Source organism: Shewanella colwelliana ATCC 39565 (genome assembly GCF_000518705.1).
GTDB lineage: Bacteria > Pseudomonadota > Gammaproteobacteria > Enterobacterales > Shewanellaceae > Shewanella > Shewanella colwelliana.
Genome location: NZ_JAEC01000007.1, coordinates 41,816 through 68,402 on the forward strand (window position 1 = coordinate 41,816; position 26,587 = coordinate 68,402).

Below are 26,587 nucleotides of genomic sequence, written 5' to 3' on the forward strand. Positions count from 1 at the left end.
AAATAAAAGCATGATTAAAAATAGGAGTAGTTGTAATGTTTTGTATTCAGTGTGAGCAAACGATTAGAACCCCAGCAGGTAATGGTTGTAGTTATTCCCAAGGCATGTGCGGAAAGTTGTCAGATACTTCAGATCTGCAGGACCTATTGATCTACTTGCTTCAGGGCGTTTCAGCCTATGCGGTTAAGGCAAGAGAGTTTGATATTATTGATAGTGAAGTTGATAACTTTGTTCCTAAAGCTTTTTTCGCCACACTGACTAACGTCAACTTTGATGACGATCGCCTCATCGATTATGTGAATCAAGCCGACCTCTACCGCAACCGATTAAAAGCAGCTTATGAAAGTGCTTGCGCTGAGTCAGGTAAAGCGATTGATAGTCTCATTCCTGCGGCTTCATTGGTATTGGCGACATCGAAACCTGAAATGCTTGCTCAAGCCGTTCAAGCTGCGCCTAACCGCGGTAAAGAGAGTGTTCATGAAGATATTATGGGTCTGCGTTTACTTTGTCTTTATGGCCTAAAAGGCGCTGCGGCCTACATGGAGCATGCGCGTGTTCTTGAGCAAACCGATAGCGACGTTGCCGCGAGCTTTCATGAGATCATGGCGTTTCTTGGCTCAGATTCAGAGGATGCCGACAAACTTTTTGCAACCGCAATGGAGATTGGCCAGCTGAACTATCGAGTAATGGCGATGCTTGATACTGGTGAAACAGCATCATTTGGTCATCCTGAGCCAACGCAAGTCAACACGGTTGCAGTGAAAGGCAAAGCTATTTTGGTCTCTGGCCATGATATGAAAGATTTAGAGCTGATTTTGGAACAAACGCAAGGTAAGGGCATTAATGTCTTTACCCATGGTGAAATGTTACCCGCGCTGGCTTATCCCGCATTCAAAAAGTATCCACACCTCGTCGGTAACTACGGCAGCGCGTGGCAGAATCAACAGAAAGAGTTTGCTAACTTCCCTGGTGCGGTAGTGATGACCTCTAACTGTATTATCGATCCAAACGTTGGTGATTACTCCGACCGTATTTACACTCGCAGCATTGTTGGCTGGCCTGGGGTAACGCATATCGAAGGAGAAGATTTTTCCGCAGTGATCGATAAAGCTTTATCGCTAGAAGGCTTTATCTATGATGAGATCCCCCATCTTATCACCATAGGTTTTGCTCGAAATGCGTTAATGGCTGCTGCGCCTGCCGTGGTTGAGAATGTGAAAAATGGTTCAATTAAACACTTCTTCCTTGTGGGGGGGTGTGATGGTGATAAGTCTGAGCGTAGCTACTTTACTGATATTGCAACAGCGGCGCCAAAAGACTCCATTATTATGACCTTAGGTTGTGGTAAGTATAAATTTAATAAGCTTGCATTTGGCGACATTAACGGTATTCCGCGTTTATTGGATATCGGTCGATGTAACGATGCTTACTCGGCAATTCAGCTAGCGATTGCACTGTCAGAAGTGTTTGAGTGTGAGATCAACGAACTGCCATTGAGCTTGGTTCTATCATGGTTTGAACAAAAGGCGATTGTGATCTTGTTGACTCTGCTATCGCTGGGAGTCAAAAACATCCGTACTGGCCCGACTGCGCCTGCATTTTTGACTGAAAATCTGGCTAAGATTTTAGAAGACAAGTTTGGTCTACGGACCACAACGACTGTCGAAGCCGATCTCAAGGAAATCCTCAGCGTCGCATAACTCGTTTAAACGCCTATGACTAAAGTCATAGGCGTTCTATTTTCAGGGTAACTCTCTTAATGAATAGCCAACAATATCATTCAGCGACCTGGCAGCATGGCGAAGTGCGTTTAAGATGCGTCGAGCGCTGGCAAGAAACACATGATGTCACCAGTTTCCGCTTTCAGGGCGAACAGAGTGTCAAATTCCACTTTAAGCCTGGGCAGTTTATCACCTTAATGCTTAACATTAATGGTAAAGCCGTTGGGCGCAGCTACACCATCTCTTCATCACCTTCTCGTCCTTACTCTATCGTGGTAACTATAAAGCGGATAGAGGGCGGAGTGGCGTCAAATTACTTAGTGGATCATCTGCAGCCTGGGCATAGTGTTACTGCTCACGGACCCGATGGTGCGTTTAATTTGGTGGATATTAATGCAGATAAGTATCTGTTTTTAAGTGCGGGTAGCGGAATAACCCCTATGTATTCAATGTCTCGCTGGCTGACCGATACACAGGTAGGCAGTAATATAGCGTTTTTCCATAGTGCTAAATCGCCACAAGATCTGATTTTTCACCAACCACTGCAGCAGTTAGCACAGCGCAATGAGCACTTCTCGTTAACCTACTGCCTAGAGGAGGGAGAGATTAACGACACCGATACCTACCAAGGACGTATATCGTTAGCTTCTTTAGTCTCTGCGGTGGCTGATTATAAAGAGCGAACCATATTTGTCTGCGGCCCAGCACCTTATATGCAGGCGGTTAAAACTATGCTTGAGCAAGCGGGTTTCGATATGAGCCGTTATCATCAAGAAAGCTTTGGCGATGCACCTGTTGTGCCTTTACCTTCAGCGGCAGTGGCTGACTCAGCCAAATTTATGCTACATATCGGGGATGTTAAGACGCCACTGTCCGCAAAGCAAACAGTACTGGAAGGCATCGAAGCCGAAGGCTTACCTATTATTGCCGCATGTCGTTCTGGTGTATGCGGGGCGTGCAAGTGCAAAGTTGAGCGCGGTGAAACCCAATCAAGCAGCTCGATGACATTAACTCCAGATGAGATTGAGCAAGGTTACATCTTAGCGTGCTCAACAACACTTAAATCAGATGTGTTGTTATCGTTAAATGGCTAGTGTGCATTGGGAGCATCTCTAAATCGGGGGTTTTTACCGATATTATTCGATGAGGAAATTTGCGCAATAGTAAGTGACAAAGTATGGTTAAGGTAGAACTGCTATTTTGCACTATATGGAGTCGCCAATTATGCATTCGACCACTTCACCCAGTGTCGCTATTGATGACCATAGCTTAGGGCATCTGCTTTATGCCATGATGGCAGCGTTTCCGCTGTTATTGTTACCGCCGTTGTTGGGCTTATTGATTAATGTTACTCAAAAAAGAGATCATATGAGTCCGCTTCTCTATTCGCATATTCGTTGGCAGCGTTGGTCAATAGTGACAATGCTATCTATTATCATTTTAGCGACTATGGTGACGCAGGTGTGGATAGCGATATGCTTAGTTATATTAGGTGCTTTATGGTTTTGTCACCGAATAATTAAAGGTTGGCTGCAACTGCTCGATGGCCAAACGATATAAAAAAGAGGACCTAGGTCCTCTTTTTTATTGTCTATTGGTAAATCGCTCTGAGGGTGATGTTTTGTTGCTGCAACTGGGTGGGCAGATCTTGGGTTGCATCGATAAGCGAGATCAATCCATCGGCACCTAGCTGTTTAGCTGCTAAAGATTGGGCATTGACCGTTGCAGGTGCGCAGGCGTAACTGGTATTAATGATCACAGGCAGGTGACTCAAAGCTTTGATGTTCACAAGTCCAGCAAGGTCCAGCGCCGGCATGAGTGCATCATTAAAGGTGCGAATGCCTGATTCACATAGCACTAGCTGCTGATTGCCTTTGGTCAGAATCGTCTCTGCCGCTGACAGAAATTCTTCGACACTCGCCATAGTATTGCGCTCCAAGATTATGGGACTATGCATAGCACCGACTTTTTTCAGTAGCGGTTTATTAAACATCTCTTTTCCGGTGATTAACAACAGATCTGCATGGTCGCTGGCTAATTTTAGGTCTAGCTCTTGCTCAACGGCAATGATACAGGCTAGGTCAAACTGGCTGAGTGCTCGGGTCAGGTCACTAAGCTGCATATCTGCATCGAGTGCTTGGCTTATTCCCGTTATATTAACGCCTTGAAACCCCGCTTCCTTTATTTGGCTCGCTATTTGATTAGCACTGCCGCTGGTTGCTGCTAAATCTATTTGTGCGATGGCACCAAAATGTTGGCTGCCAATAGCAAGTAATCCATGGACAACTTCAGTAGCGGTATGCTTATTGGCTTTACTGTAGCGAGGCTGTTCTGTTTGCGATGTCACCGATGTCACCGATGTCACCGATGTTAGCGGTTGAGGCTGGCGACTGGTGGTTGGTTCAATCATTAACTGGCTGTTAGTGAGTTGGGTAGGACTAACCGTTTCACAGGGGTAGCAACCCAGCACCTTGATAAAACGGGTGATCCGTTCAAGTTCTTTTAATGCCTTTTGCATTGATTCATCGGCAAGGTTGGCATCAAGATCTAGATAAAACATCTCCTCCCATGGGGTGCCAGGAATTGGACGAGACTCTAATTTACTCATGTTGAGGTTATGTGCTTTTAGCACCAACAATGCCTCGACTAATGCTCCCGGTTTTTGTCCTGTAGCCATAATTAATGTCGACTTGGCTGGCAGTTGCGAGGGAACTGCAATCGCTTTTCGTGCGACGACAATAAAGCGGCTCTGATTTATTTTTTGATTAGCCAGCTCTTGTTCAATAGCTTCAAGTTGATACAGAGCACCGCCTTCGGCGCTGCCAATTGCCGCAACGCTATCATCCTGGGACTCGGTGACTTTCTCCATCGCCTCGGCGCTACTTGAGCAGTACTCTAATTTGACATTGCCATGTTGACTGAGAAATCGACTGCATTGGCTTATGGGTTGAGGGTGTGCGTAAACCGTTTTTATCTGTTTAAGCGTGCAGCCCGGTTTGGCTAATAAACAGTGACCGACTTCAATGGTGGTTTCACCAACGATGGCTAAGCTGGTATGTTGCAAGACATCATAGACTTCATTTATCGATCCCGAAGAGGTATTTTCGATAGGAAGAAAGCCGTAATCCGCGTGGCCAGACTCTACCGCTTGCACAATTTCATCGAAGCTCTTACAACCTAAATCGTGCATTGTTACTTGGCGACGTTCGCAGTAACGGGTCGCCGCTAAGTAGGAGTATGAGCCTCGGGCACCTAAGTACGCGATAGAGTATTGCTGTTTTTGGAGGTCGGGATTTGCTCGGCCTTGCAGGTATGCTTGTTGATTGAGCACTGAGTCTTCGATGATGCTCTGATACAAGGAAAGCACATAGTGAGCATCTAGACCTTGCTCTCTCCCTTGCTGCACGAGCCTTGCGAGCAGCTCTTTTTCTCTTTGGGTATCACGGATCGGCCGAATATCCACCTCTTTACTGCGAGCTACATCTAGGCTCAAATCACGACGCTTTGCTAATAATGCGAGAAGTTCATTGTCGAGCGCGGTGATCTGTTCCCGGGTGTGATTCAAGGGATGTGGTTTCGTCATGCTGTCCTCTATTTTTGAACAATTCTTGATTAAGGGTATAAAGCAAAAAGCCCCCCATAATGGGAGGCTTTGGAATTTTTACTTTCGTTTTTACACCGAAATTCCGCCTCCCTAGAAGGGTGGAATAAAAAAGAAAGTAAAAAATATTGTGTTTAAAAATTTCATAGCCCTCAAAGTAGATCGCACGGTGCAGAGTGTCAATGAAAAATTATGCAATATGAGGAATTATCGGTTTGCTATCGGCATGAAAAAGCGCACCGTGGGGTGCGCTTAGTTGGATCAGGGATAAATCATTCAAAACTTCGCTTTCCTCCCTATTGATGACTAGCTTTCAAAAATGGCTTCTATGCTAGCAGGATAGGTAACCCTAGTGATTGCTCAGGCGAAGTTGCTATTATATTAGCAGTGTTCCAAGTGCGACGTTTTTATGTCGTATGGCTTGGCTTCAAATATCGCCTACATAACTTACCAAATCAGATATCAAAACTCTTATCTCTCCTTATTTCATATGTTTCCCAAAAGCAGAAACCGATCAGTTATAAGAGAGGCGACCTTGTGTAGCATGTTAGCTAATTCCGTGTAGTTACTAAAACAACTTTACGGCTATTGTTGTCGCCTATGTTTGTTACTGTGCAAAATCTGATTCAAGTGGTACCGATCTCCTTTGCCTAGTGTAAGCCATCTAAACGAGCATATTACATCTGTCTTTTATAAGTATAACAAGGGATGGCAACATCGCTAGCTCGTTAGCTAATTTCCTTTAGTTACTGAGTAACTATCTGGGTTGATATGATTGCCGCCCCTTATTCCTGCTATTGAAAGACGTTTTAACACATTGTTTAAATATTAATTATGCTCCACATTTTTACTAACTGAGGTGACCGATGATAATGCTACGTGGGTAGCTAATGTTCCAGTTTCTGTCTGGGCTGACATTGCATCGGTGTTCCTCTGAGTTACGCGACATACTCCTTATCGAGTGTTTCGTCATATTCATCGTCGAAGTCGTCTGCTGCTTCTGTTTCTACTACTGTTGCTGCGCGGCGTAAGCCTTCTGGTTTGTGGTTCAAGCGATTAAGTTGTTTCTCCAATTTCTGCCCCATGGCATTAATCGCTGCGTATAAATCTTTGTCTGTTGCTTGAGCAAATAGTTTATTATTTGGAATACCAACTGAAGCTTCTATTTTAAATCCTTGCTTCTCTTGAACTATGATTATGTGTGGATTAATTAATTGAATATCGTGTCTGCTTAACTTCTCTAATCGGCTCTCAATGCGTTCGCGGATAGGTGCTGTGACGTCGAAATCTTTACTGGTAATCTTAATCATATGTCGAACCTTTCGTTGTTTCCTTGAGTTCAGATTACCAATTTCACGCCCTTAAAATGTGATGCGTGTCACGTTTTGGCGGGCTGTTTTTACTGTTCGCTCTTTATTTGACCCCTTAGACAAATTTGCTAAATAAACATTAGTAATGGCTTGTATTTCTCTGAATAAGGGCTCATATTTGACTGAATAACCGCTTAAGCTTAATTCTATTTGCCTCTCCTGATCGCTTCAAATATCATCTGTGACATCATTTTCCGTAGTTAGAGAAATTAGATGCTTGCTAACGATTCAACCCCTGTTCGTAAAATCAAAGTGAAAGTATGGGATCTGCCTACGCGCGTATTTCATTGGGTCATGATAGTTCTACTTGGTGCGCTGTGGTGGACCGCTGAGAATGGTGAGATGGGGTGGCATCAAGTTTTTGCGTACTCATTGATGGTACTGATTGTATTTCGTCTGGTGTGGGGATTCATCGGCAGTGATACGTCGCGATTTAGTCATTTTGTTAAACCTCCTGGATATGTGATGGCATACGTTAAGCAGCCTAAGCATATAGGCATTGGCCATAACCCTATAGGTGGTTATATGGTGGTGACTATGATTGCGGTTTTGTTGTTTCAGCTTGTCAGTGGTTTATTTGCAACCGATGATATCTTTACCGAAGGCCCGCTTTATAGTTTTGTGAGCAGCGATGTCAGTAGTACCTTAACGTCGTTGCATAAGAGTAATTTTAATATCTTGTTAGGTTTGGTTGTTCTGCACGTCTTAGCTGTCATAGTACACGGTCTAAAAGGCGATAAGTTGGTTGGCGCGATGATAACCGGCTATAAATTTGTGACTCATGAAGTTAAAGGTGAGGTTAAGTTTAGATCTAACGTTATTGCATTAATTTTAGTGTGCGTATTGGCTGGCGTGACAGCAAACTTTCTTATTTTACCTCTTACCGCGATGCTATAGATAATATGAGCTTTAGCGGCTTAAGAGCCGCTAAAGCGAGAAAGGTAAACTGAACTTAACTCAATAAGATTAATCTTTTTTATAGACGTCGTGGCAGCCTTTACAGCTTTTGCCTGTGTTCATAAATGCCGCTTTAATAGCATCTTTATCTTCTGATTTTGCCGCAATAGCTAGCTTAGCTGCATTGTCTTGGAAAGCCGTCATTTTGGCATCGAAATCTGTTTTCTCCGCCCAGATTTTTGCCAATGCTTCAGTCTCACCTTTGTCTGAACCTGCTACAAAACCTTCAGCTGGCAATTGGCTTAAGGCGGCAACATTTTGTGCGCGCATTGCAAATACCTCTGCATCAAAAGGCTTTTTACCTTTTAGCATGGCACCCATGTCACCGAAGTTATGAGCGATTAAACCAAACGCAGATTGACGGTAATGAATCGCATCATCGCTTTCTTTGAAGTTATTAGCGTGCACTGCGGTAGCGGTAACTGCTGTTGCTGCGATAGCAAGTAGAGTAAGTTTAAGCTGTTTTTTCATTGGGACTGCTCTCACGTGTTAGGTTGTTTTTGTGAACTGACGCAGTATTCTAATCATAATCAACTATCAGATACTAATCATTTTTATTGATGCTTCTAGGTAATTTGTTGCTGAGTGTGTCTTGGGAGTTTGCTCACGAAGTTATAGCAACGATGCAGTAGCCACGATTAACCGTTTGTTGTTACACTTCACGTAATGGTACACAAGTACGAAAGAGGTGGTTGTGCGAGCTAATTGGGACCTTGTTTTAGAGAAAGTCGTCGGGCTGCAAGATCATAGTGCGTTGGTCGATTTGTTTGAGTTGCTGCTGACAGAAGAGGAGCGGAGCGCTATAGCTGGCCGTTTAACCGTGTTTAAAGCGTTACTTGAGGGCAACATGAGTCAACGGCAAATTGCCGCGGAATACGAGATAAGTATTGCGACAATTACACGGTGCTCTAATTACCTGAAGCATATGACTGCAGGGCAGCGAGAAGCAATTAAAGCACTAATCTTGTAACTTTTATATTATCTAAAAAATTTTATTGGTAGCCGTGGATTGGTGTTTGCGGTAGTGACTGCGTTGCATGAGCAGGTAAAGGGCATAACAAAGTAGCGCTGCTGCAACGTAGCCACCAATACCAACAGGTGAAAACCTCAACAGTAGTGCGGCACTCAACAGATAAATAAAGGGGACTTGATCATAGAGGGCTTCTGGTAATAATCCATGTTTACGCCTTTTTCTGGGATCAGTGCGGCGGTTTTTAGAGCGTAAGTTGTAAATACGCGCACCTAACACAAACACCAACAAGGCCAACACCACTGCGATGGATTCTTGATGTAACACTATGGTTGAACCGCCTACAAGTAGGTAGCTGGTGGGTAATATCTCATATATAGATCTGGCTATCATAACTGTGTCCTAAATTACCTATCAGCATCCTGCTGCACTTACAATAAGTCTAAATGAAAAAAGCTGGCAAAACCCAAAAAAAGGGTGCCAGCTTAGAATATTACTACCTTAGTACTAAAGTAGTAATATCAAATTCAACTAATAGTGCTAGGTATTAGTGACGACAGCCACAACCACCATTGCCATCACACCCTTCTTTAGGCTCTTTGTCTGCCTCATCATTGCAGCAACCGCCCTCATGAGAGTGGCCTTCACCACCACAACAACCGCCTTCGTGACTATGCTCGTGACCGCCACAACTACCGCCATGGGCATGAATGTGACCGTGACTGATCTCTTCCGCTGTGGCTTCACGAACAGCAAGCACTTCGACGCTAAAGTTAAGTGATTGGCCTGCCAATGGGTGGTTACCGTCAACAACAACCACTTCGTCTTTGACTTCGGTCACTTGTACTGGGCGTTGACCCATTTCTGTTTCTGCGATGAAGCGCATGCCAGGGACGATATCTTCAATGTCACCAAAAGCTGATAAAGGCACTTCTTGACGTAGACCGTCGTGATATGCGCCGTAGGCTTTCTCAGCTTCGATGGTAACATCAAGCTTATCGCCAACACTCTTACCTTCTAATGCTTCTTCCAAGCCTGGGATCATGTTTTCTGCACCGTGAAGATAGAGCATTGGCTCACCTTCAAAAGAGCTTTCGACTAATTCACCTTGTTGGTTGGTTAAACGGTAGTGAATGCTAACGGCAGTGTGTTGGGTGATTATCATATCGCCTCCAATTCAGAATGTGGCGGCATTTTAGCTTGGTTTTTAAGGATTGGCGATGACCTAGCTCCGCTTCTTCACCGAAAGATGCTCTAATTAAGGGATAGCTCACATTCGTTGCTGTGTCACTGGATTTGTGTTGTCATATTATTTGTAAATATAATTTCATAATTTATGGGTATTTATTCTGTTTGCTTGTGGGAGTCTGCCTGCAATAGAAGTTGGGCTTTTGTTGGTTTGCGAGACAGCATAGTCACTAAGTGCTTTCTCGTTATATTTACCCGTCTAGATTTTTATAACTGTTTAATTTAAAGCATTTTTAATTTCTAACGAGCATTACGTTTACGTAAACTAAATATGATTTTAATGCTGATACACGCAGAATATTATCGACAGCTTATGAGATAACTCGGCTTTTGTCCGCCAAAATCGACTTGATGGTTATTTTTAATAAAGTTTGTAATTTGGGGTTGACAGTTGCATAGAAAAAAAGCAATTCTGTTACCACTTAATACAGAGACGATCTGACGACAAAAATTCATGCATAGCCATAATCTTGTAGTAACCACCATTATTACAACCACCACGATTACAAACGTGGGGGCGGGCTAAGCATACTTAATTAAAAAGTAATTTGATAAGCCCGCTCCCACACCAAGGAGCGGGCTTTTTTGTTTCTAGGGTGCGTGGTACAAGGAGAAAATATGAAAGTGATGAAGTTTGGTGGTACCTCGCTAGCCAATTGGCAACGCTTTAGTGGCGCTGCAGACATTGTGGCTCAAAGTGCAAAGCAAGAAAGTGTTGCAGTTGTGCTGTCTGCGCCAGCTACGGTAACGAATGGTCTGCTGGAAATGGTCGATATTGCGGTTGAGGGTAAAGACTTTTCAAATGCGCTAACTAAGGTCGAGTTAGTGTTTGCTGGCCTGTTAGAAGAAGCTGAGAAGGAAGTGCTCTCTTCATCTCAATGCGCCGGTTTAAAGCTGGTTTTAGATAAACAACTGACACTTTGGCGTAACAAATTACAAGGGATCCTGCTGCTCGGTGAGTGCCCTGATTATGTTAGAGCGGAAATTGTTGTCGGTGGCGAAAAGCTTTCCGCTGCATTGATGGAGCAATTAATGTTTGCTCAGTCGATCAGTGCTAACCAGTTGGTACCCGAAACATTGTTTGTCGCGGGGGGGGAAGTATTAGAATCTGTGGTTGATATCAGCGCGAGTAAACAACGATTTGCCAATTTGTCGCTTGATGCGCACCGTGTCTGGGTAATGCCTGGGTTTACAGCTGGTGACAAAGATGGGCGTATCGTAACGTTAGGGCGTAATGGCTCCGATTACTCCGCTGCGGTCCTTGCTGCCTGCATCGATGCTAGTTGCTGCGAGATCTGGACAGATGTTGATGGTGTTTACAATACTGACCCACGGGTGGTGACCGACGCAAAACTGCTCACTCAACTAAGTTATCAAGAGGCGATGGAGTTAAGTTATTTTGGCGCTAAAGTGCTGCATCCAAAAACGATATCGCCTATTGCTCAGTATCATATCCCTTGTTATATCCGTAATAGTTTTAATCCTGCTGCGCCCGGTACATTAGTCTCTAATCAAGCCGATGAAACTGGATTGAATGTTAAAGCTATCTCCAATCTCGATGATCAAACCATGTTTGATATCGCAGGCCCTGGTATGAAAGGGATGGTTGGTATGGCGAGTCGCACTCTGGGAGCTATTTCGCGTTCTGGAGTCTCTGTTTCACTTATTACTCAAAGCTCATCGGAATATAGCATCAGTTTCTGTGTGGCGACAGAAGACGCACCTAAGGTGCGTGAAGCTTTGGAGCTTGAGTTTGAACTAGAGCTTAAAAGTGAGATTTTAGAAACTATCGAGATGCGTCATCATTTAGCCATTGTGTCGCTTATTGGTGATGGTATGCGCACCCATAAAGGCGTGGCGGGAAAATTCTTCCAAGCACTCGCTCAAGCCAACGTTAACATTGTTGCGATAGCCCAAGGGTCTTCAGAGCGTTCCATTTCAGCTGTCGTTGAATTACGCAAAACTAAGCATGCCATTGCTGCCTGTCACCAAAGCTTTTTTGATGTTCAACATTACCTGGATCTGTTTTTAGTGGGTTGTGGCAACGTAGGGGCTGGGCTATTAGATCAAGTGAAAGCGCAAGCCGAAATGCTAAAGGAGCAACATATCACCATCCGTGTTTGCGGTGTTGCTAACTCGCGCCATATGTTGCTAGACGCTCAAGGCGTTGATTTAAATAACTGGAAAGGGCTACTTAGCGATTGCCAAACACCTTGTGATCTCGACGCTATGTTGATCTGGGCTAAAGACCAGCAGTTACTTAACCCTGTGTTAGTAGATTGTACCTCCAGTGAAAATGTGTCGGATCGCTATATTGATGTGATGAATGCAGGCTTGCATGTCGTGACCCCCAATAAGAAGGCCAATACTCGTGATATTGCCTACTATCGAGCCCTTCGCCAAGCGGCATTGAAACAGCGTCGCCAGTTTCTTTATGAAACGACGGTCGGTGCAGGATTACCTGTTATCGATAATCTTAAAAAGCTGTTGTTTGCTGGTGATAAACTGCAAAAATTTAACGGTATTTTGTCGGGGTCATTGTCTTTCATCTTTGGTATGTTAGATGAAGGAATGAGCCTCTCAGAAGCGACTGGCATCGCGCGTGATAAATGCTTTACTGAACCGGATCCGCGTGACGACCTTAGTGGGATGGACGTCGCTCGTAAGGTGCTTATTTTAGCCCGTGAAGTGGGGATGGAAATTGAACTCGCTGATATCGATGTTGAATCTGTTTTACCCAACGACTTTGATGCATCAGGTGATGTTGAACAGTTTATGGCTAACCTACCCAAGCTCGACGCAGCCATTGCGGAGCGTGTCGAAAGTGCAAGGGAACAGGGCAAAGTTTTACGCTACGTCGGTCAAATAGATGAACAGGGTTGCCGAGTTAAAGTGGCTGAAGTTGATACCAACGATCCACTATACAGCGTTAAAGGCGGCGAGAATGCCCTTGCGTTTTACAGCCGTTACTATCAACCCATTCCTTTTGTGCTCAGGGGCTATGGGGCTGGTACAGAAGTGACGGCAGCAGGGGCGTTTGCCGATCTACTAAGAACCTTAAATTGGACCCGGGAGATGGGCGTATGAGTCTGACGGTTTATGCACCAGCATCCATGGGGAATGTTGGTGTTGGCTTCGATCTATTAGGGGCAGCTTTATCCCCAATTGATGGCAGCTTACTGGGTGATAGAGTCACTATTGCTGCGAGCGAACAAGGCATACAGCTGAGGCTTGCTGGCGTATGGGCCCACAAATTGCCAAGCGATGCAGAAGACAATATCGTTTATCAGTGTGCCGAGTTCTTTTTAGAGCAGTTAGGGTCAACGGCTGGGGTCGCGATGACCTTAGAAAAAAATCTGCCTGTTGGCAGTGGACTGGGCTCTAGCGCTAGTTCAGTTGTTGCCGCTCTTTACGCGTTAAATGAACATTTCGCTCACCCTTTTGATCAGCAAGCCTTACTGCGCTTGATGGGAGAATTTGAAGGCCGCATCAGTGGATCTATCCATTATGATAATGTCGCCCCGAGTTATCTGGGGGGCATGCAGTTGATGCTTGATGCACCGCATTCCGTGTGTGAAGGTATTCCGGTATTTAAAGAGTGGTATTGGGTGGTCGCGTATCCCGGTATCTCACTGTCGACAGCAAAAATGAGACAGCTGCTTCCAGAACAGTACGATCAGTGCACAACCATAGATTTTGGTCGCTATTTAAGTGCTTTTGTTCATGCCAGTTATCGTCAAGATGCCAAGTTAGCGATTGCCATGCTGAAAGATGTGTTAGCTGAGCCTTATCGTGCTCAGGCGATACCGGGTTATGAAGCGGCTCGCGACGCATTAGCTAAGCTGGGCATGTTAACTACAGGTATTTCTGGTAGTGGGCCAACGCTGTTCTCAGTTACTGATGATTTAGCCGTGGCTGAGCGTGCGAAGCAGTGGCTAGATACGCATTATGTCGAGCAAGGTAATGGTTTTTCTCATGTATGTCAGATAGATACATTAGGCACACGTAGAGTAGATTAGCATTTAAATAAGATTAAGGTAAAACAGATGGAACTATATAATTTAAAACACCCGTCGCAGGTCGTGAGCTTTACTGAAGCGGTTAAGTTGGGACTGGGTAAAGATAGAGGCCTGTTTTTCCCAACGAGCATACCTAAGCTCGATAATATCGATGAGTTATTGGCGATGCCTTTCGTAGCGCGCTCAAAGCAGATCCTCGGCGCTTGGCTAGCATCGGAACTTGGGCAAGCGCAGGTTGATAATCTGGTCGATAATGCCTTTAACTTCGAGTTGCCACTGGTTAAAGCTGATGATAAGTGTTATTGCTTAGAGCTATTTCATGGTCCAACCCTGGCGTTTAAAGATTTTGGCGCTCGATTTATGGCACAGTGCCTTAACGTGCTGGCCACCGATGAAAAAATCACCATTTTAACCGCGACATCTGGCGATACTGGTGCAGCGGTAGCCGATGCCTTTTATGGTTTAGACAAAATACAAGTGGTTGTCTTGTACCCTAAAGGTAAGATTAGTGTGCTACAGGAAAAGATGTTCACAACCTTAGGTGGCAATATTCACACGGTATCGGTGGAATCTGACTTTGATGCATGCCAAGACTTAGTTAAAGCGGCATTTGAAGATGCTGATGTCAGGGATGGCTTGCACCTTAATTCTGCTAACTCGATCAATATTAGCCGCTTATTGGCGCAAATCTGTTATTACTTTGAAGCGGTTGCGCAGTTTAAAAAAGCTAATCAAGATGATCCTGTTATTGCTGTACCCAGTGGAAACTTTGGTAACCTCACTGCGGGGCTTTTTGCTAAAGCGATGGGATTACCAGTTAAGCGTTTTGTGGCGGCCACCAACAGTAACGATACCGTGCCACGCTATTTATCCCAGGGGGAATGGTTACCACAGCAAACCGTTGCGACCATGTCAAATGCTATGGATGTCGCTGAGCCGAGCAATTGGCCGCGCGTCGAAGCGATTGTGTCGGCTATGGGCTGGTCTTTGAGCGATCTCACAGGTGTCGGTTTGTCTGAAGCGGACACGGCGAGTGCATTGCGTCAACTCGATGATCTAGGTTACTTGTCCGAGCCCCATGCTGCGATTGCAGCGCACGCGCTCAGTTTGACCATGACTAGTGATGAGATGGGGATATTTCTTGGCACAGCACACCCAGCTAAGTTTAAAGACGTCGTGGAGCAGACCCTCTCAAGAGCAATCGAGTTGCCGCCAGCTTTAGCCGCGGTAAAAGATAAACCTATTCTGTCTGCAAGTTTGCAGGCTGATTTTGATGAGCTTAAGGCTCACCTCTTCGCTATTCTTTAAGTTTTATCGACAAAGAGCGTCTCGGTGGGTTATCTCATCTTGGCGCTTTTTCTTTCTAATTGTTGCTATTCTTCGCTTAGGTTGAGTGGCTTATTAGCATTTTAATGATAACTGCGTAGCTTTGTTTTCATCGTTTCTTAAACCAAACCAGTGTATCCAAGTGTATCTGGCTTACCTGTCTTAGTGTGATCAGCTTCACTCATTTAATTCTATGATTTTATTATCTTTCACCCGTTTTTCATTTTAGAGACTACCAAGTGTTAAAACAGGCCACTTTTCTATTGATTTGTTTGCTATTGACTGCCTGCGCATCGGATGAGGCCATGCTTTATTCCAGAATCAATGAAGCATATGATTTTGAAGTGACGCATTGTGATAGCTTTGCTTTGGTGACTGGCATTGGACGTGGAGAGACAGGGCTAAGCGATGCACAAAACAGTGCTAAAAAGCAGGGAGAGGAGTTATTAGGCACGCATATTGTATGGTTGCATGTTGACCACATTGAAAACAGCGACCAGACACGAGTGGTCGCTGTTGTGTATAAATGCTTGATTTAACGCTTAGCTTGGCTGCGCAACCAGTTTATCTCTTGCGGCCAAATTGCGGGTTCTATCGTCTCTAAAATAAGTGGAATGTTTTGTGTTGCGGGGAGAGTCATAATATAACTAAACCCCTCACTGCCTATATAGCCGGCCCCTAGCGATTGATGTCTATCGACGCGGCTATTCAGTGGTGTTTTACTGTCGTTGAGATGCATCGCCTTTAAGTACTGAAACCCAACTATATTATCGAACTGATTAAAACTTTGTTTAGCTGCTGCTTGTGAGGTGAGGTCATAGCCTGCAGCAAACAGATGGCAGGTGTCGATGCAGATGCCGACACGAGCCTTGTCTTCTACACCGTCGATGATCTGCGCCAATTGTTCAAAACTGTGGCCTAAATTTGAACCCTGTCCTGCGGTATTTTCGATAACTGCTGTGACGCCAGTTGAACGATCTAGGGCAAAATTGATCGATTCACTGATCCTTGCTAAGCATTGGTCTACGCTGATCTGCTTAAGATGACTGCCAGGATGAAAATTGAGTAGCTTGAGGCCCATCTGTTCACATCGACCCATTTCGTCGTAAAAAGCTTGGCGTGATTTATCAAGCTGCTCATCACCAGGATGCCCTAAGTTGATAAGGTAACTGTCGTGCGGGAGTATCGCCTCGGCAGGAATGGCAGCATCGTTACAGTGTTGTTGAAATAACGCTATTTGTTGTGGGCAAAGTGGTGCGGCCTGCCAGCGTCTTTGATTTTTAGTAAACAGAGCAAAGGCATTAGCGCCTATTGCTTTAGCGTTTAATGGGGCGTTGGCGATGCCACCCGCTGCGCTAACGTGTGCGCCGATCCAATGAGTTTCTGACATAGATAATTTTGTGAGTTGGCCATTATGGTTAAAAGCGCTTTATCAGCGCGCAGATTATAGGGAGCAGCCCCTAGTGTTTTGTCATAGTAACATGATGCGAGTATGGATGTTTAACTGCAGCAAGCCTGAGTAGCGTGCTGATAAGGTTGGGATATATCTCGGACTATAGTGATGGATCTAATTATGAAGTGACGCGCTAGATTAATGTTCATTTTGTTGATCTTGGTCAGCTCACTTGGTGTGGTAACAGATTAGTGTGAGTAAAATTTCTACAATTGACTATAGTAACTAGAGGCGCATAAAAATATGAAGGTGAAGATGTTAGCGAGACTGCATAATGACCATAAACATATCGCGATATTGTTGAAAATCCTGCAAAACAAGCAGCAGAGACTTGAAAGCGCTGAGCCGGTCAATTTTAATCTTATTCGGGATATTGTTGAGTATATGCAAAGCTATGCCGAGCACAGCCATCATCCTTTAGAAGATTTGATCGATGATTATTTTAAGCAGTGTCACCCCGAAGGCGCTCCTGTTACTCAGCTTACTGACGAGCATCATCTATTGATTGATACGTCGACGCAACTAATGAGTTTGATCAATTTGATCTTAAGTGATGTGCCTGTTGCCAATGCACAGTTAAGTGAACTGCTGCGAGATTATGTTGCGCTGCAAAAAAAACATATGATTTTTGAAGAAACGACCCTGTTTCCAAAATGGCAAGCAATGCTGTCACTGGAAGATTGGCAGAAAATCAACGACCAATGTCAAGAACGCCTTATTACAGACCCCTTGTTTAACGATGATGATAATTTGCTATTCGAAGAGTTGCGAGAATACCTGCAAAAGGCGGAGGATTAACCGATAATAAAATAGCGCCCTTAGGCGCTATTTTTATGATTATTACATCAGGAGATTATCGAAATCATTGCCAAAGCTACTATCGATATCTTGTAACTCTTTAAGTAAACGTTGCTTCTCTTTTATCGCTTCAATCTCACGCCATTTGCGCTTTTTATTGGAGCTTCGCGAACGACTATTTGGTCTTTCAATAACAGCATCTTCTAGCGCACTACCATAATCTAAACGATTCATGGCAACCTCCTGTTGTTGTATTTTTTCTCAACAATTAAATATCACATTTCCAATTTATGGTGCAAGAGAAATGTTTCAAAAATGTTAAGTTGGGGTAAATCTTTTATGAAGGTTGATGCGGTGTTTTTGTGCAGAATACGTCTAGTTGGTGAGCGAAACTAGTGTTGTGAACTGTAGAAAAGAAAAAAGCCAGTGGAAACTGGCTTTTTTATATCAGATTTTTAACTGTTAGATATGATTTGCACGGAACATATTAATTAAGCCATTGCTTGAACTGTCCAGTTCGCTGGCATCTTTATCCGCTTGCAGTCTTATCAACACATCGTTGCCTAGGGTCTTGCCGAGTTCAACACCCCATTGATCAAAGGAGTTGATATCCCACAGTGCGCCTTGAACAAATGTACGATGTTCATACAGGGCGATTAGGGCTCCGAGCGTTGATGGCGTCAGTTTGTCCATCAAAATCGTATTACTCGGCTTGTTACCTTGCATCACCTTATGTTTAGCGATTAGGGCTTGTTCGTCAGCACTTAAACCACTGGTGCTTAGCTCTGCCATTGCTTCTTCAAAAGTACGGCCTTGCATCATCGCTTGGGTTTGCCCAAAGCAGTTGGAAGCCAATTGCACATGGTGTTCGCCAAGTGGATTGTGACTCTGCAGTGGCATAATAAAGTCTGCGGGAATCAACGCGGTACCTTGATGTATCAGTTGGTGATAGGCATGTTGACCATTGGTACCTTCGCCACCCCAAATAACCGGCCCTGTGTTGTATTGCACACATTCACCACTAAGCGTGACCGATTTTCCATTACTCTCCATATCGAGTTGTTGGAAGTAAGCGGGTAGGCCTCGTAAATAGTGATCATAGGTAAGTACTACATGGGACTGGGCATTATGGAAATTGCCGTATAACAATGAGAACAATCCCATGATCACTGGCATATTTTGTTCCAGTGGTGCATTAAGGAAATGTTCATCCATCTCTTTAGCGCCTGCCAGTAATGCCTGGAAGTTATCCATGCCAACGAGCAAAGCAATGGGTAATCCAATGGCTGACCACAATGAGTAACGTCCACCGACCCAATCCCACATTGGGAAGATATTGTCAGCATCCATACCGAACTCTGTTGCTTTAGCGACATTTGAGGTCACCGCTACAAAGTGCTTTGCGATATCAGCTTGGGTACCGCCGTTGGCCAAAAACCACTCTTTGGCACTCAGGGTATTAGTCAAGGTCTCTTGTGTGCCAAATGATTTAGATGACATCACAAACAGGGTGGTTTCTGGATTGACCAAACGCAGCTTTTCGGTGATCGAGCTTGCATCAACGTTAGCCACAAAGTGACAATTAAGTGATTTGTTCCAGTAGGGACGAAGAGCTTGTGTGACAATCTTAGGCCCAAGGAATGATCCGCCAATACCAATACTTACAATGTCGGTAATGGTTTTGCCTGTGTAGCCTTTCCACTGGCCAGTCGTAACGGCATCGACAAACTTGGCCATTTTGTTCTGAGTCTGTTGAACTTCAGGAACAATATTCTTCCCATCAACAAGGATTTCTTGGGACGCATCGGCTCTAAGCGCTGTGTGCAGTACTGCGCGCTTTTCGGTGTTATTGATGATGTCACCGCTGAACATTGCTTTAATTTTTGCTTGCAGTTGGGTCTCTTTTGCAAGTGAAAATAGCAATGCTAGCGTTTTCGAATCTGCTCTATTTTTAGAGTAGTCTAGAAACAAACCACAAGCCGACAAGGACATGTCATTAAAACGCTGTGAGTCCTGATTGAATAGGCTACGCATATGAGCAAGTTGCTCTGTGTGCGCCGCAAGTGCTGACCACGTCGTACTTTTAGTTAACTGTGTCATGGTATTAGTGACCTTTAACCTTGAAGTTGATTTTTCAACATGAGCTCTAGTTTGCCTTGATCGATTGCAAAGTTTCTAATGCCCTCAGCGAGCTTTTCAACTGCCATTGGATCTTGGTTGAACTCCCAACGGAACTCAGCTTCTGTCATTGGCACATCGGGTGCGACAACTTCTGTTGCAGGTTTAAGTTTTTGTATCACTGGGGTGTCTGAGTTCGCCATCTCTTCAAGTAGTGCAGGGCCAATAGTTAGACGGTCACAACCGGCAAGTTCGATGATCTCACCTGTATTACGGAAACTCGCTCCCATTACAACAGTGTTGAAGCCATGACGCTTGTAATAGTTGTAGATGCTGGTCACTGAGACAACACCCGGATCATTGCTGGCACTGTAATCAAGACCCGTGTCTTTTTTGTACCAGTCTAGAATGCGACCCACAAATGGTGAGATAAGGTAGACACCCGCTTCGGCACAGGCTCTGGCTTGAGCGAAGCAGAAAAGTAGCGTGAGGTTACAGTTGATGCCTTCTTGTTCCAGCTCTTTCGCGGCGCAAATTCCTTCCCAAGTAGAGGCTAGCTTAATTAAGATTCTTGATTTATCGATTCCAGCTTCTTCATAAAGTTTGATTAACTTATGTGCCTTTTCGATAGAACCAGCTTTGTCGAATGAGAGTCTTGCATCTACTTCAGTAGAGATGCGGCCTGGGACAATTTTGAGGATCTCTAAACCGATATTGACGGCGAGCTTGTCGCCTGCATCTTCAATCTGTTGCGCGATATCATCGCTTTGAGATGTTGCCCAAGCAATGGCGTTATCGATAAGGTGGCTGTACTCGGGAATTTGTGCTGCTTTTAGGATAAGTGAAGGGTTAGTTGTTGCATCTTGTGGTTGATAGCGCTTGATGGCTTCGATATCGCCCGTGTCGGCAACAATAGTGGTAATGGATTTGAATTGCTCTAGTGTATTAGCCATGAAAATTACATCCTTCTTAAGAAGCAGCTTAAGTTATGAAGTTTACTAACGAGTATTAGACGCGATTTTGCTGATATTTCCAACCATGAATGAAAAAAAATTACAGAAAAGTTGCTAAATATCAGTAAAAGTCGAATTTAAAAACGCCATTTAGTTAACTCGTTGGTTTGTATCTAATGGTCTAAGAGTATAACCCTTAAAGTATTACAGTAAAAAAAATCGCTGCCAATGCAGCGATTTTTTATTTAGCCTAAGTTTAAGTTGTTAGAGTGCGACAACTATTTAATTAGTGCTTCTTTGCGTACACCAGTGACATGGGCTTCAATACGACGGTTTGCTTTGTTGGCTTCAGCAGAGCTACCTTCAATAATAGGTTGGGTGATACCGTAACCCTTTGAAGAAACACGATCTTGGCTGATACCATATTTGCTCACTAGGATCTCGGCGACCGCATCGGCACGACGCTCCGAAAGATCCATGTTGTAGTCAGGGTTACCGACATTTGATGCATGGCCAGAGATTAGCACTGTTGAACGTGGATGCTCATTCATGTAAGCAGCAAGTTTCTCGATGCGCTCATATGACTCCTGCTTAACAACTGAAGAGTTATTAGCAAATAGAATTGAGCCGACATCACGTTGTTCAGTGACCTCTTTGTACAATGTACAACCGTTGGCATCGACCTGATGGTTTGCAGGGGTATCTGCACACTGATCTTTATCATCGGTGACACCATCATTGTCAGAATCGACTGGAATGACTGCTAGTGGTGCAACGACTGCTGCTGGTGCGGAGCTGCCAAAGCGATAGCTAAGCTCTAGACCATAGTAGTTGCTTTCCATCTCTAGGGTGTTCCACTTATCTTCATCTAAGTTTTCATAGCGACGGTATTTCGCTTGAAGCTTTAGGTTTTCAGTGAAGTTATACCCGATACCTGCACCAACATATGGGGCTATACCACTGTCGCTGTAATATTCGCTGCCCCACTGCTTGTTATTAGACAGTAGATAGTTCATGGCTCCAGCTTCAGCTGAAAGACTCCAGCGCTCAGCAAAGGGCCAAAAACCGACAACACCTAGAGTCATGCCTTTGGCACCTGCATCATTAAGTTTGTCGGCATAATCCACCCACTCCGCGCGTCCAAGGTCGCGGTAACCCAGTTCAACACCAAAATAGTCATTGAATAGGTAACCACCGAAAACGTCCCAGGCATAGGGCTCATCTTCGCCACACACCTTCATGGTCTTCTGATCGCAGTTAGGCTCATAGTTATTTAGACCTAAACCACCACCGACATACCAAGGGCTGAGTTCTTGCGCAGCATTCGCTGCAAATGGGAGCATTGAGGTAAGCAGAATAGCTTTTAAAGTATTATTCATCATTTTCCAAATCCTTTGATTAGTCTCTTCCCTCATGCTGTTTCACTATCTGTAGAAACAAGCCAGCACTTTGAGGAGGGATCCTTTAGTTTTATCGCTAGCAGCAATATTATCTTATGCTTAGAGTGATAATTCCAATTTTATTAACGAGTTTTTTTCATCTGCTAGTTATTTGCAATAAAAAAGGCGCTTTCTGATGAAAGCGCCTTAAGAAGTACTACTTGTGACTTATCGAGTCCATACCCAGTTTTCGATGTTGCTTGGGTCTACACCGTTCGCCTTAATGTAGTTTCTATGGTCTACAAGACGTTGCAACATATCGGTAGTGATACCTACGTGTTGGGTTTCGTCGATAACACCTTGTTGGAATAGCTTGTAAGCCATGTCGATAACGAGGTGGTAGCGAGAAGTACCATTACGAACACCCATATCAAATGGTGTAGTCGTTGAACCTTCCTCTTCGTAGCCTTTGATGCGGAATCTATGGCTGCCTTTATAATCAAATACCAGTTTCTTGATGGTATTTGGATAACCGTGATAGTTAAACACGACACCTTTATCGGCAGTAAATACTTCATCCATCAACCATGGCTTGCTTTGGAACTCTAAGCTACCTAAGCCGCTGCTGGTTAATTCAGTTACGCTCACAAAACGGATACGTACTTTTGGTAGTAATTCTCTGATTAGAACCAGTGATGCCATCGACTCTTGGGTTACGTAATCACCACAACCTACTAGTACAACATCAGGGTTTTCATCTGAGGCAAAGTCCCAAACCATTACACCATCTTTAGCTTGTTGACGTGCTTCATCAAGTGTCAACCACTGTGGTAGCTCTTTTTTACCTGCGACTAAGATGTTGAGTTTGTCACGGTCTTCATAAGCACGCTCGGTGTAAACCAGTGTGCTGTTACCATCAGCAGGAAGATACGCTGAAATGATCTTAGGGTGTTTCTCTAGCATCGCGCCCAAGAATGATGGGTTCTGATGTGAGTAGCCATTGTGATCTTGGCGCTCAAGTAGCGACGATAGTACAACGTTACACGCAGGTACTGGCTTACGGAAATGTACGCCTTGGCTCGCATAGACATACTTACAGTACTGGTCAGCCATTGATGAAACCACTTGCGAGAATGCTTCGTAAGTTGGGAACATTGCATGACGACCCGTTACTGTGTAACCGTGAAGCATACCGAATAGCAGGTTCTCAGAAAGCAATTCAATGACGCGGCCATCGCGAGACATATCTTCGTCCCAGCTCTCGATAGGCCATTGCCATGCACGATCTGTTTCTTCAAATACGGCTTGAAGCTGATTTGAATACGTTTCATCAGGGCAGAATATACGTAGGTTACGCTGATCACGGTTGAGTTTCATCGCATCGCGCATCCACTCACCCATCTTGTACATAGATTGACCACGTTGACCACGAGGTGTTTCTGCACCGTAAGCGAGCTTTTCTAGATCAGGTTGTGCTAGGGCACGAACGACTTCTCCGCCGTAGCTTAACTTTTGACGACCACAGGTTAGCTCTTTTGGTGGGAGTAGTGACTGAATATCTTCATCGAAAATCAGCTCACCCTTATCATTCATGCTATAAAGTTCGTCGAACTTGTAGCTGGCTAGCCAAGTGTCTAATGCGGCAAGGTGACCTTTATCAGTTGCACACTTATTAACAATAACTTGGTGTGATTCACAGTTGCCTTCAAGCTTCTTGCCATCGAATTCAGCTGTACCTGTCCAACCTTTGGCGGTACGCATAAGAATAACAGGCCAGCGTGGCTTAACAACGTCTTCACCTGCACGAGCACGAGTTTGGATATCGTTAATCATTTCATATGATTTATCCATAGCCGCTGTCATTTGCACGTATACGTCTTCTTCAAGCTCATCATCTACGATGATTGGGAAGTAGCCTAGACCTCTAAATTCAAGGTCTAACTCTTCGTGGCTCATTCTACCCATACGTGTTGGGCCAGAGATTTTATAACCGTTAATATGAACAATCGGCAGTACAGCACCATTGTTTTTAGGAGAAACTAAGCGGTTAGCATACCAAGAAGCGGCTAATGGACCGGTTTCTGACTCACCATCACCAATTAGACATGCAGCGATAAGATCTGGGTTATCAAGTACAGCACCCCACGCAACTGAAAGTGAATAACCTAATTCACCACCCTCTAGAATTTGACCAGGAGCTTCAGGGTTTGCGTGTGAAGGATAACCATATGCCGCAGAAAACTTCTGACAGATATCAGTAATACCATCTTCGTTATAAGGAATAATGTCTGGGTAGTAGTGGCTTAAAGAGCCTTCCATGAAGAGGTTAGCTTGTACTGCTGGGAATCCGTGGCCTGGGCCGACTAGGTAAACGAAAGAACGATTGTGCTTTTTAATTAGACGGTTAACGTTAGCGTAGACAAAGTTGATACCGGGGCAGGTACCCCAGTGCCCAAGCAGTCTAGGCTTAATATCGCTATGTTCTAAAGGTCGCTTGTAAAGCACGTTTTTTTTCAAGTAAATTTGTGACGTCGCTAAGAAGTTAGTGGCTCTAACAAATTTCTTTAATGCGCCGATCTCTTGCTGTTGTGACATAAATAACCCCATTTATAGTAAGCAAAAAGTTAATCAAAGCTCATGTGGTGCACTATATTTGTAATTTTATTACAAAAATGTGTCCCACATCTTACTTTTTGAAAGTCGTTAATTTAGATTTGTGTTAACTTTTTGGTCGTAAAATCTCTGTTACCAGTGTTAATACAGTAGCTTATTTTTGTTTTTGTGCGTGATGCTAGTGTCATGTAAATGGGTAATTGTGATCTGTATCACGCTGACTATTTTTAATGCTATGCTATTTTGGCGTGTCGAGTGCGGCAGGCATCTTGTTTTGGCAAGGTGAAGGATAATTCGAAAAGAAAAATCTGCTGACATTCTTGGATCAAATTAGGAAGGAATTTAAATACAGACCGTTTCATATCAGTAAGCTTGATGTGAAGTCGTCACGGGGATTAGAGAGTACTATGTTGGAATCGTTATTAAGCTTGGTCGAGTCGACCGTTAACACATTAAACGGCATGTTATGGGGTAGTGTGCTGATCTATGTGTTAGTTGCAGCCGGTGTGTTATTTACAATACGCCTAGGCTTTATTCAGTTACGCATGTTTGGACATGGCGCAAAACTGGTTATTCAAGGCCGCGAAAAAATTGATGGCATATCATCATTTCAGGTTTTTTGTACATCTATGGCGGCGCGAGTTGGTACGGGAAACATGGCAGGTGTTGCTGTTGCGATAACTGTGGGTGGTGCTGGTGCTATTTTTTGGATGTGGTTAATTGCACTACTTGGTATGGCAACCGCTTTCATTGAGTCGACTTTAGCGCAAGTATACAAGGTTAAAGACAGCGAAGGTCAATACCGTGGAGGCCCTGCATACTACATGGAGCGAGGTTTAGGTAAGCGTTGGATGGGGACAGTGTTCTCTATCTTACTCATTATCGCATTTGGCTTTGCTTTCAATGCAGCGCAAGCCAATACCATGACAGATGCGCTGAATAATGCGTTCGGTTTAGATAAAACCATTGTCGGACTGATCATTGTGGCAGCAGCGGCATACATCATTACTGGTGGGTTGAAAAAAGTTGCTAAAGCATCTGAATTAATTGTGCCAGTTATGGCAGTTGCTTACTTAGCCATTGCACTGGTTGTTTTGGTGATGAATATCGAGCAAGTACCCAGCGCACTAGCCTTGATAGTAAAAAGTGCGTTTGGTTGGGAAGAAGCTGCCGGTGGTGCCATGGGGGCTATGATGGCGGGCATTGCACGTGGCTTGTTCTCTAACGAAGCGGGCATGGGTAGTGCTGCCAATATTGCTGCATCGGCGACACCAAACCCTAATCATCCGGCATCGCAAGGTTTTGTACAGATGATAGGTGTATTCGTTGATACCTTGGTTATCTGTAGTGCATCGGCGGCTATTATTTTGTTATCAGGCGTACTAGATAACCCTGGCGATCAAAAAGGAATTGGGCTATTACAGCTAGCATTGACCAATGAGATGGGGAGTTGGGCTGCCTATTTTGTGGCATTTGCTATTATCTTGTTCTGTTTCTCGTCGATTATTGCCAGCTATAGCTATGCTGAAAGCAATGTGATGTTTTTGACTAAGAGCAAAAAGGCACTTTATGTATTCCGTGGACTTGTTCTTGGGATGGTGATGGCAGGCTCTGTTGCATCGTTGCAGTTAGTATGGAACTTTGCTGATGTGTCTATGGGAATGATGGCACTAGTTAACATTGCTGCGATTGTGATGCTCTCTAAGGTAGCCTTTGCTGTGATAAAAGATTACGAACGTCAGGTAAAAGCTGGCATGACACCTACATTTGATTCGTCTAAGTTTCCTGAAATTGATGGTTTAGAAGGTGGTATCTGGAAAGGTAAACACACCCCTACAGTGTTGACTAATGAGCCGACTAAACCAGGCGCAGTGCCAGAAGTTTAGGCGAAAGTGGGGTTGGGTTAACTCGAGGCTGTTTATTTTTTTGAATAGAAAAGTTAAGTTCGCAAGATAAACAGAATCGAGTAATTGAATTAGCACTATCTAAAAAACCACGCTGTTTATGCGTGGTTTTTTTATGGAACCATTAGTATCATAGGTCGCAATTAGGTTGTATTTA

At 44.2% G+C, this 26,587-nt stretch carries 22 protein-coding genes and 1 other annotated feature; of the genes, 11 read left to right on the forward strand and 11 right to left on the reverse strand.

Annotated features, from left to right (window positions below; genetic code table 11):
• The first annotated feature begins 35 nt into the window (after positions 1-35).
• The 3 genes from hcp (at position 36) to L876_RS0104825 (ending at position 3,281) form a co-directional block, all read left to right on the forward strand.
• Complete coding sequence (hcp, locus tag L876_RS0104815) at positions 36-1,700, forward strand: hydroxylamine reductase (RefSeq protein WP_028762759.1); 1,665 nt, start codon at positions 36-38, stop codon at positions 1,698-1,700.
• Positions 1,701-1,759: 59 nt separating this feature from the next.
• Positions 1,760-2,815, forward strand: coding sequence for an FAD-binding oxidoreductase (locus tag L876_RS0104820; protein ID WP_028762760.1), 1,056 nt, complete (start codon positions 1,760-1,762; stop codon positions 2,813-2,815).
• Positions 2,816-2,945: 130 nt separating this feature from the next.
• A complete protein-coding gene (locus L876_RS0104825) occupies positions 2,946-3,281 on the forward strand; it encodes a hypothetical protein (RefSeq protein WP_028762761.1) in 336 nt (111 codons plus the stop codon).
• Between the two features lie 31 nt (positions 3,282-3,312).
• Here L876_RS0104825 and pheA read toward each other — a convergent pair whose 3' ends face one another.
• Together pheA and hpf are read right to left on the reverse strand one after the other, a co-directional pair.
• On the reverse strand, positions 3,313-5,304 hold the full coding sequence (gene pheA / locus L876_RS0104830; RefSeq protein WP_028762762.1) for a prephenate dehydratase: 1,992 nt from the start codon (positions 5,302-5,304) through the stop codon (positions 3,313-3,315).
• Between the two features lie 40 nt (positions 5,305-5,344).
• Positions 5,345-5,467 (reverse strand) — a sequence feature (Phe leader region).
• Between the two features lie 793 nt (positions 5,468-6,260).
• On the reverse strand, positions 6,261-6,632 hold the full coding sequence (gene hpf, locus L876_RS0104835; RefSeq protein WP_028762763.1) for a ribosome hibernation-promoting factor, HPF/YfiA family: 372 nt from the start codon (positions 6,630-6,632) through the stop codon (positions 6,261-6,263).
• A 273-nt stretch (positions 6,633-6,905) separates the two neighbouring features.
• Between hpf and L876_RS0104840 the strand changes: the two genes are divergently transcribed.
• Positions 6,906-7,589, forward strand: a complete 684-nt coding sequence (locus tag L876_RS0104840) for a cytochrome b/b6 domain-containing protein (protein WP_037428024.1) — start codon at positions 6,906-6,908, stop codon at positions 7,587-7,589.
• A gap of 69 nt (positions 7,590-7,658) precedes the next feature.
• Here L876_RS0104840 and L876_RS0104845 read toward each other — a convergent pair whose 3' ends face one another.
• Positions 7,659-8,120: a c-type cytochrome gene (locus L876_RS0104845; protein ID WP_028762765.1), complete on the reverse strand. Its 462-nt coding sequence runs from the start codon at positions 8,118-8,120 to the stop codon at positions 7,659-7,661.
• A gap of 223 nt (positions 8,121-8,343) precedes the next feature.
• Here L876_RS0104845 and trpR point away from each other — a divergent pair, with 223 nt between their 5' ends.
• The gene (gene trpR / locus L876_RS0104850; protein WP_028762766.1) at positions 8,344-8,619 is read left to right on the forward strand and encodes a trp operon repressor; all 276 of its coding nucleotides are present in this window, start codon (positions 8,344-8,346) and stop codon (positions 8,617-8,619) included.
• Between the two features lie 12 nt (positions 8,620-8,631).
• On the opposite strand, the gene L876_RS0104855 is transcribed toward trpR, so the two are convergent.
• Both L876_RS0104855 and slyD read right to left on the reverse strand, forming a co-directional pair.
• Complete coding sequence (locus L876_RS0104855) at positions 8,632-9,012, reverse strand: hypothetical protein (protein WP_028762767.1); 381 nt, start codon at positions 9,010-9,012, stop codon at positions 8,632-8,634.
• 154 nt (positions 9,013-9,166) lie between these two features.
• A complete protein-coding gene (gene slyD, locus L876_RS0104860; RefSeq protein ID WP_028762768.1) occupies positions 9,167-9,784 on the reverse strand; it encodes a peptidylprolyl isomerase in 618 nt (205 codons plus the stop codon).
• 701 nt (positions 9,785-10,485) lie between these two features.
• On the opposite strand from slyD, the gene thrA reads away from it, so the two are divergent.
• From thrA to L876_RS0104880, 4 genes are all read left to right on the forward strand, one after another.
• The gene (thrA, locus tag L876_RS0104865; RefSeq protein ID WP_028762769.1) at positions 10,486-12,954 is read left to right on the forward strand and encodes a bifunctional aspartate kinase/homoserine dehydrogenase I; all 2,469 of its coding nucleotides are present in this window, start codon (positions 10,486-10,488) and stop codon (positions 12,952-12,954) included.
• Positions 12,951-13,886, forward strand: a complete 936-nt coding sequence (gene thrB / locus L876_RS0104870; protein ID WP_028762770.1) for a homoserine kinase — start codon at positions 12,951-12,953, stop codon at positions 13,884-13,886. Before thrA ends, thrB begins: the two co-directional genes overlap by 4 nt.
• 27 nt (positions 13,887-13,913) lie before the next feature.
• On the forward strand, positions 13,914-15,194 hold the full coding sequence (gene thrC, locus L876_RS0104875) for a threonine synthase (protein ID WP_028762771.1): 1,281 nt from the start codon (positions 13,914-13,916) through the stop codon (positions 15,192-15,194).
• 257 nt (positions 15,195-15,451) lie between these two features.
• Positions 15,452-15,751, forward strand: a complete 300-nt coding sequence (locus L876_RS0104880; protein ID WP_028762772.1) for a hypothetical protein — start codon at positions 15,452-15,454, stop codon at positions 15,749-15,751.
• Here the strand turns inward: L876_RS0104880 and nfo are convergent.
• On the reverse strand, positions 15,748-16,602 hold the full coding sequence (nfo, locus tag L876_RS0104885) for a deoxyribonuclease IV (RefSeq protein WP_028762773.1): 855 nt from the start codon (positions 16,600-16,602) through the stop codon (positions 15,748-15,750). The two genes, L876_RS0104880 and nfo, sit on opposite strands and share 4 nt — an antisense overlap.
• 306 nt (positions 16,603-16,908) lie before the next feature.
• Here nfo and L876_RS0104890 point away from each other — a divergent pair, with 306 nt between their 5' ends.
• Positions 16,909-17,463 (forward strand): hemerythrin domain-containing protein, encoded by a 555-nt coding sequence (locus tag L876_RS0104890; RefSeq protein ID WP_028762774.1) that lies wholly within the window; start codon positions 16,909-16,911, stop codon positions 17,461-17,463.
• Positions 17,464-17,505: 42 nt separating this feature from the next.
• On the opposite strand, the gene L876_RS0104895 is transcribed toward L876_RS0104890, so the two are convergent.
• The 5 genes from L876_RS0104895 to L876_RS0104915 all read right to left on the reverse strand — a co-directional run bounded on the left by L876_RS0104895 (position 17,506) and on the right by L876_RS0104915 (position 24,508).
• Positions 17,506-17,697: a DUF3545 family protein gene (locus tag L876_RS0104895; protein ID WP_028762775.1), complete on the reverse strand. Its 192-nt coding sequence runs from the start codon at positions 17,695-17,697 to the stop codon at positions 17,506-17,508.
• 228 nt (positions 17,698-17,925) lie between these two features.
• Positions 17,926-19,563 carry a glucose-6-phosphate isomerase gene (gene pgi / locus L876_RS0104900; RefSeq protein ID WP_028762776.1) on the reverse strand — a complete coding sequence of 546 codons (1,638 nt, stop codon included), beginning with the start codon at positions 19,561-19,563 and terminating at the stop codon, positions 17,926-17,928.
• Between the two features lie 14 nt (positions 19,564-19,577).
• Entirely contained in the window at positions 19,578-20,534 is a 957-nt protein-coding gene (gene tal / locus L876_RS0104905) for a transaldolase (RefSeq protein ID WP_028762777.1), read from the reverse strand.
• A gap of 278 nt (positions 20,535-20,812) precedes the next feature.
• Positions 20,813-21,916 carry an OmpA family protein gene (locus tag L876_RS0104910; RefSeq protein ID WP_028762778.1) on the reverse strand — a complete coding sequence of 368 codons (1,104 nt, stop codon included), beginning with the start codon at positions 21,914-21,916 and terminating at the stop codon, positions 20,813-20,815.
• 225 nt (positions 21,917-22,141) lie between these two features.
• Positions 22,142-24,508, reverse strand: a complete 2,367-nt coding sequence (locus L876_RS0104915; protein WP_028762779.1) for a phosphoketolase family protein — start codon at positions 24,506-24,508, stop codon at positions 22,142-22,144.
• 425 nt (positions 24,509-24,933) lie between these two features.
• Here L876_RS0104915 and L876_RS21115 point away from each other — a divergent pair, with 425 nt between their 5' ends.
• Positions 24,934-26,412, forward strand: coding sequence for an alanine/glycine:cation symporter family protein (locus tag L876_RS21115; RefSeq protein ID WP_037428027.1), 1,479 nt, complete (start codon positions 24,934-24,936; stop codon positions 26,410-26,412).
• Positions 26,413-26,587 lie beyond the last annotated feature (175 nt).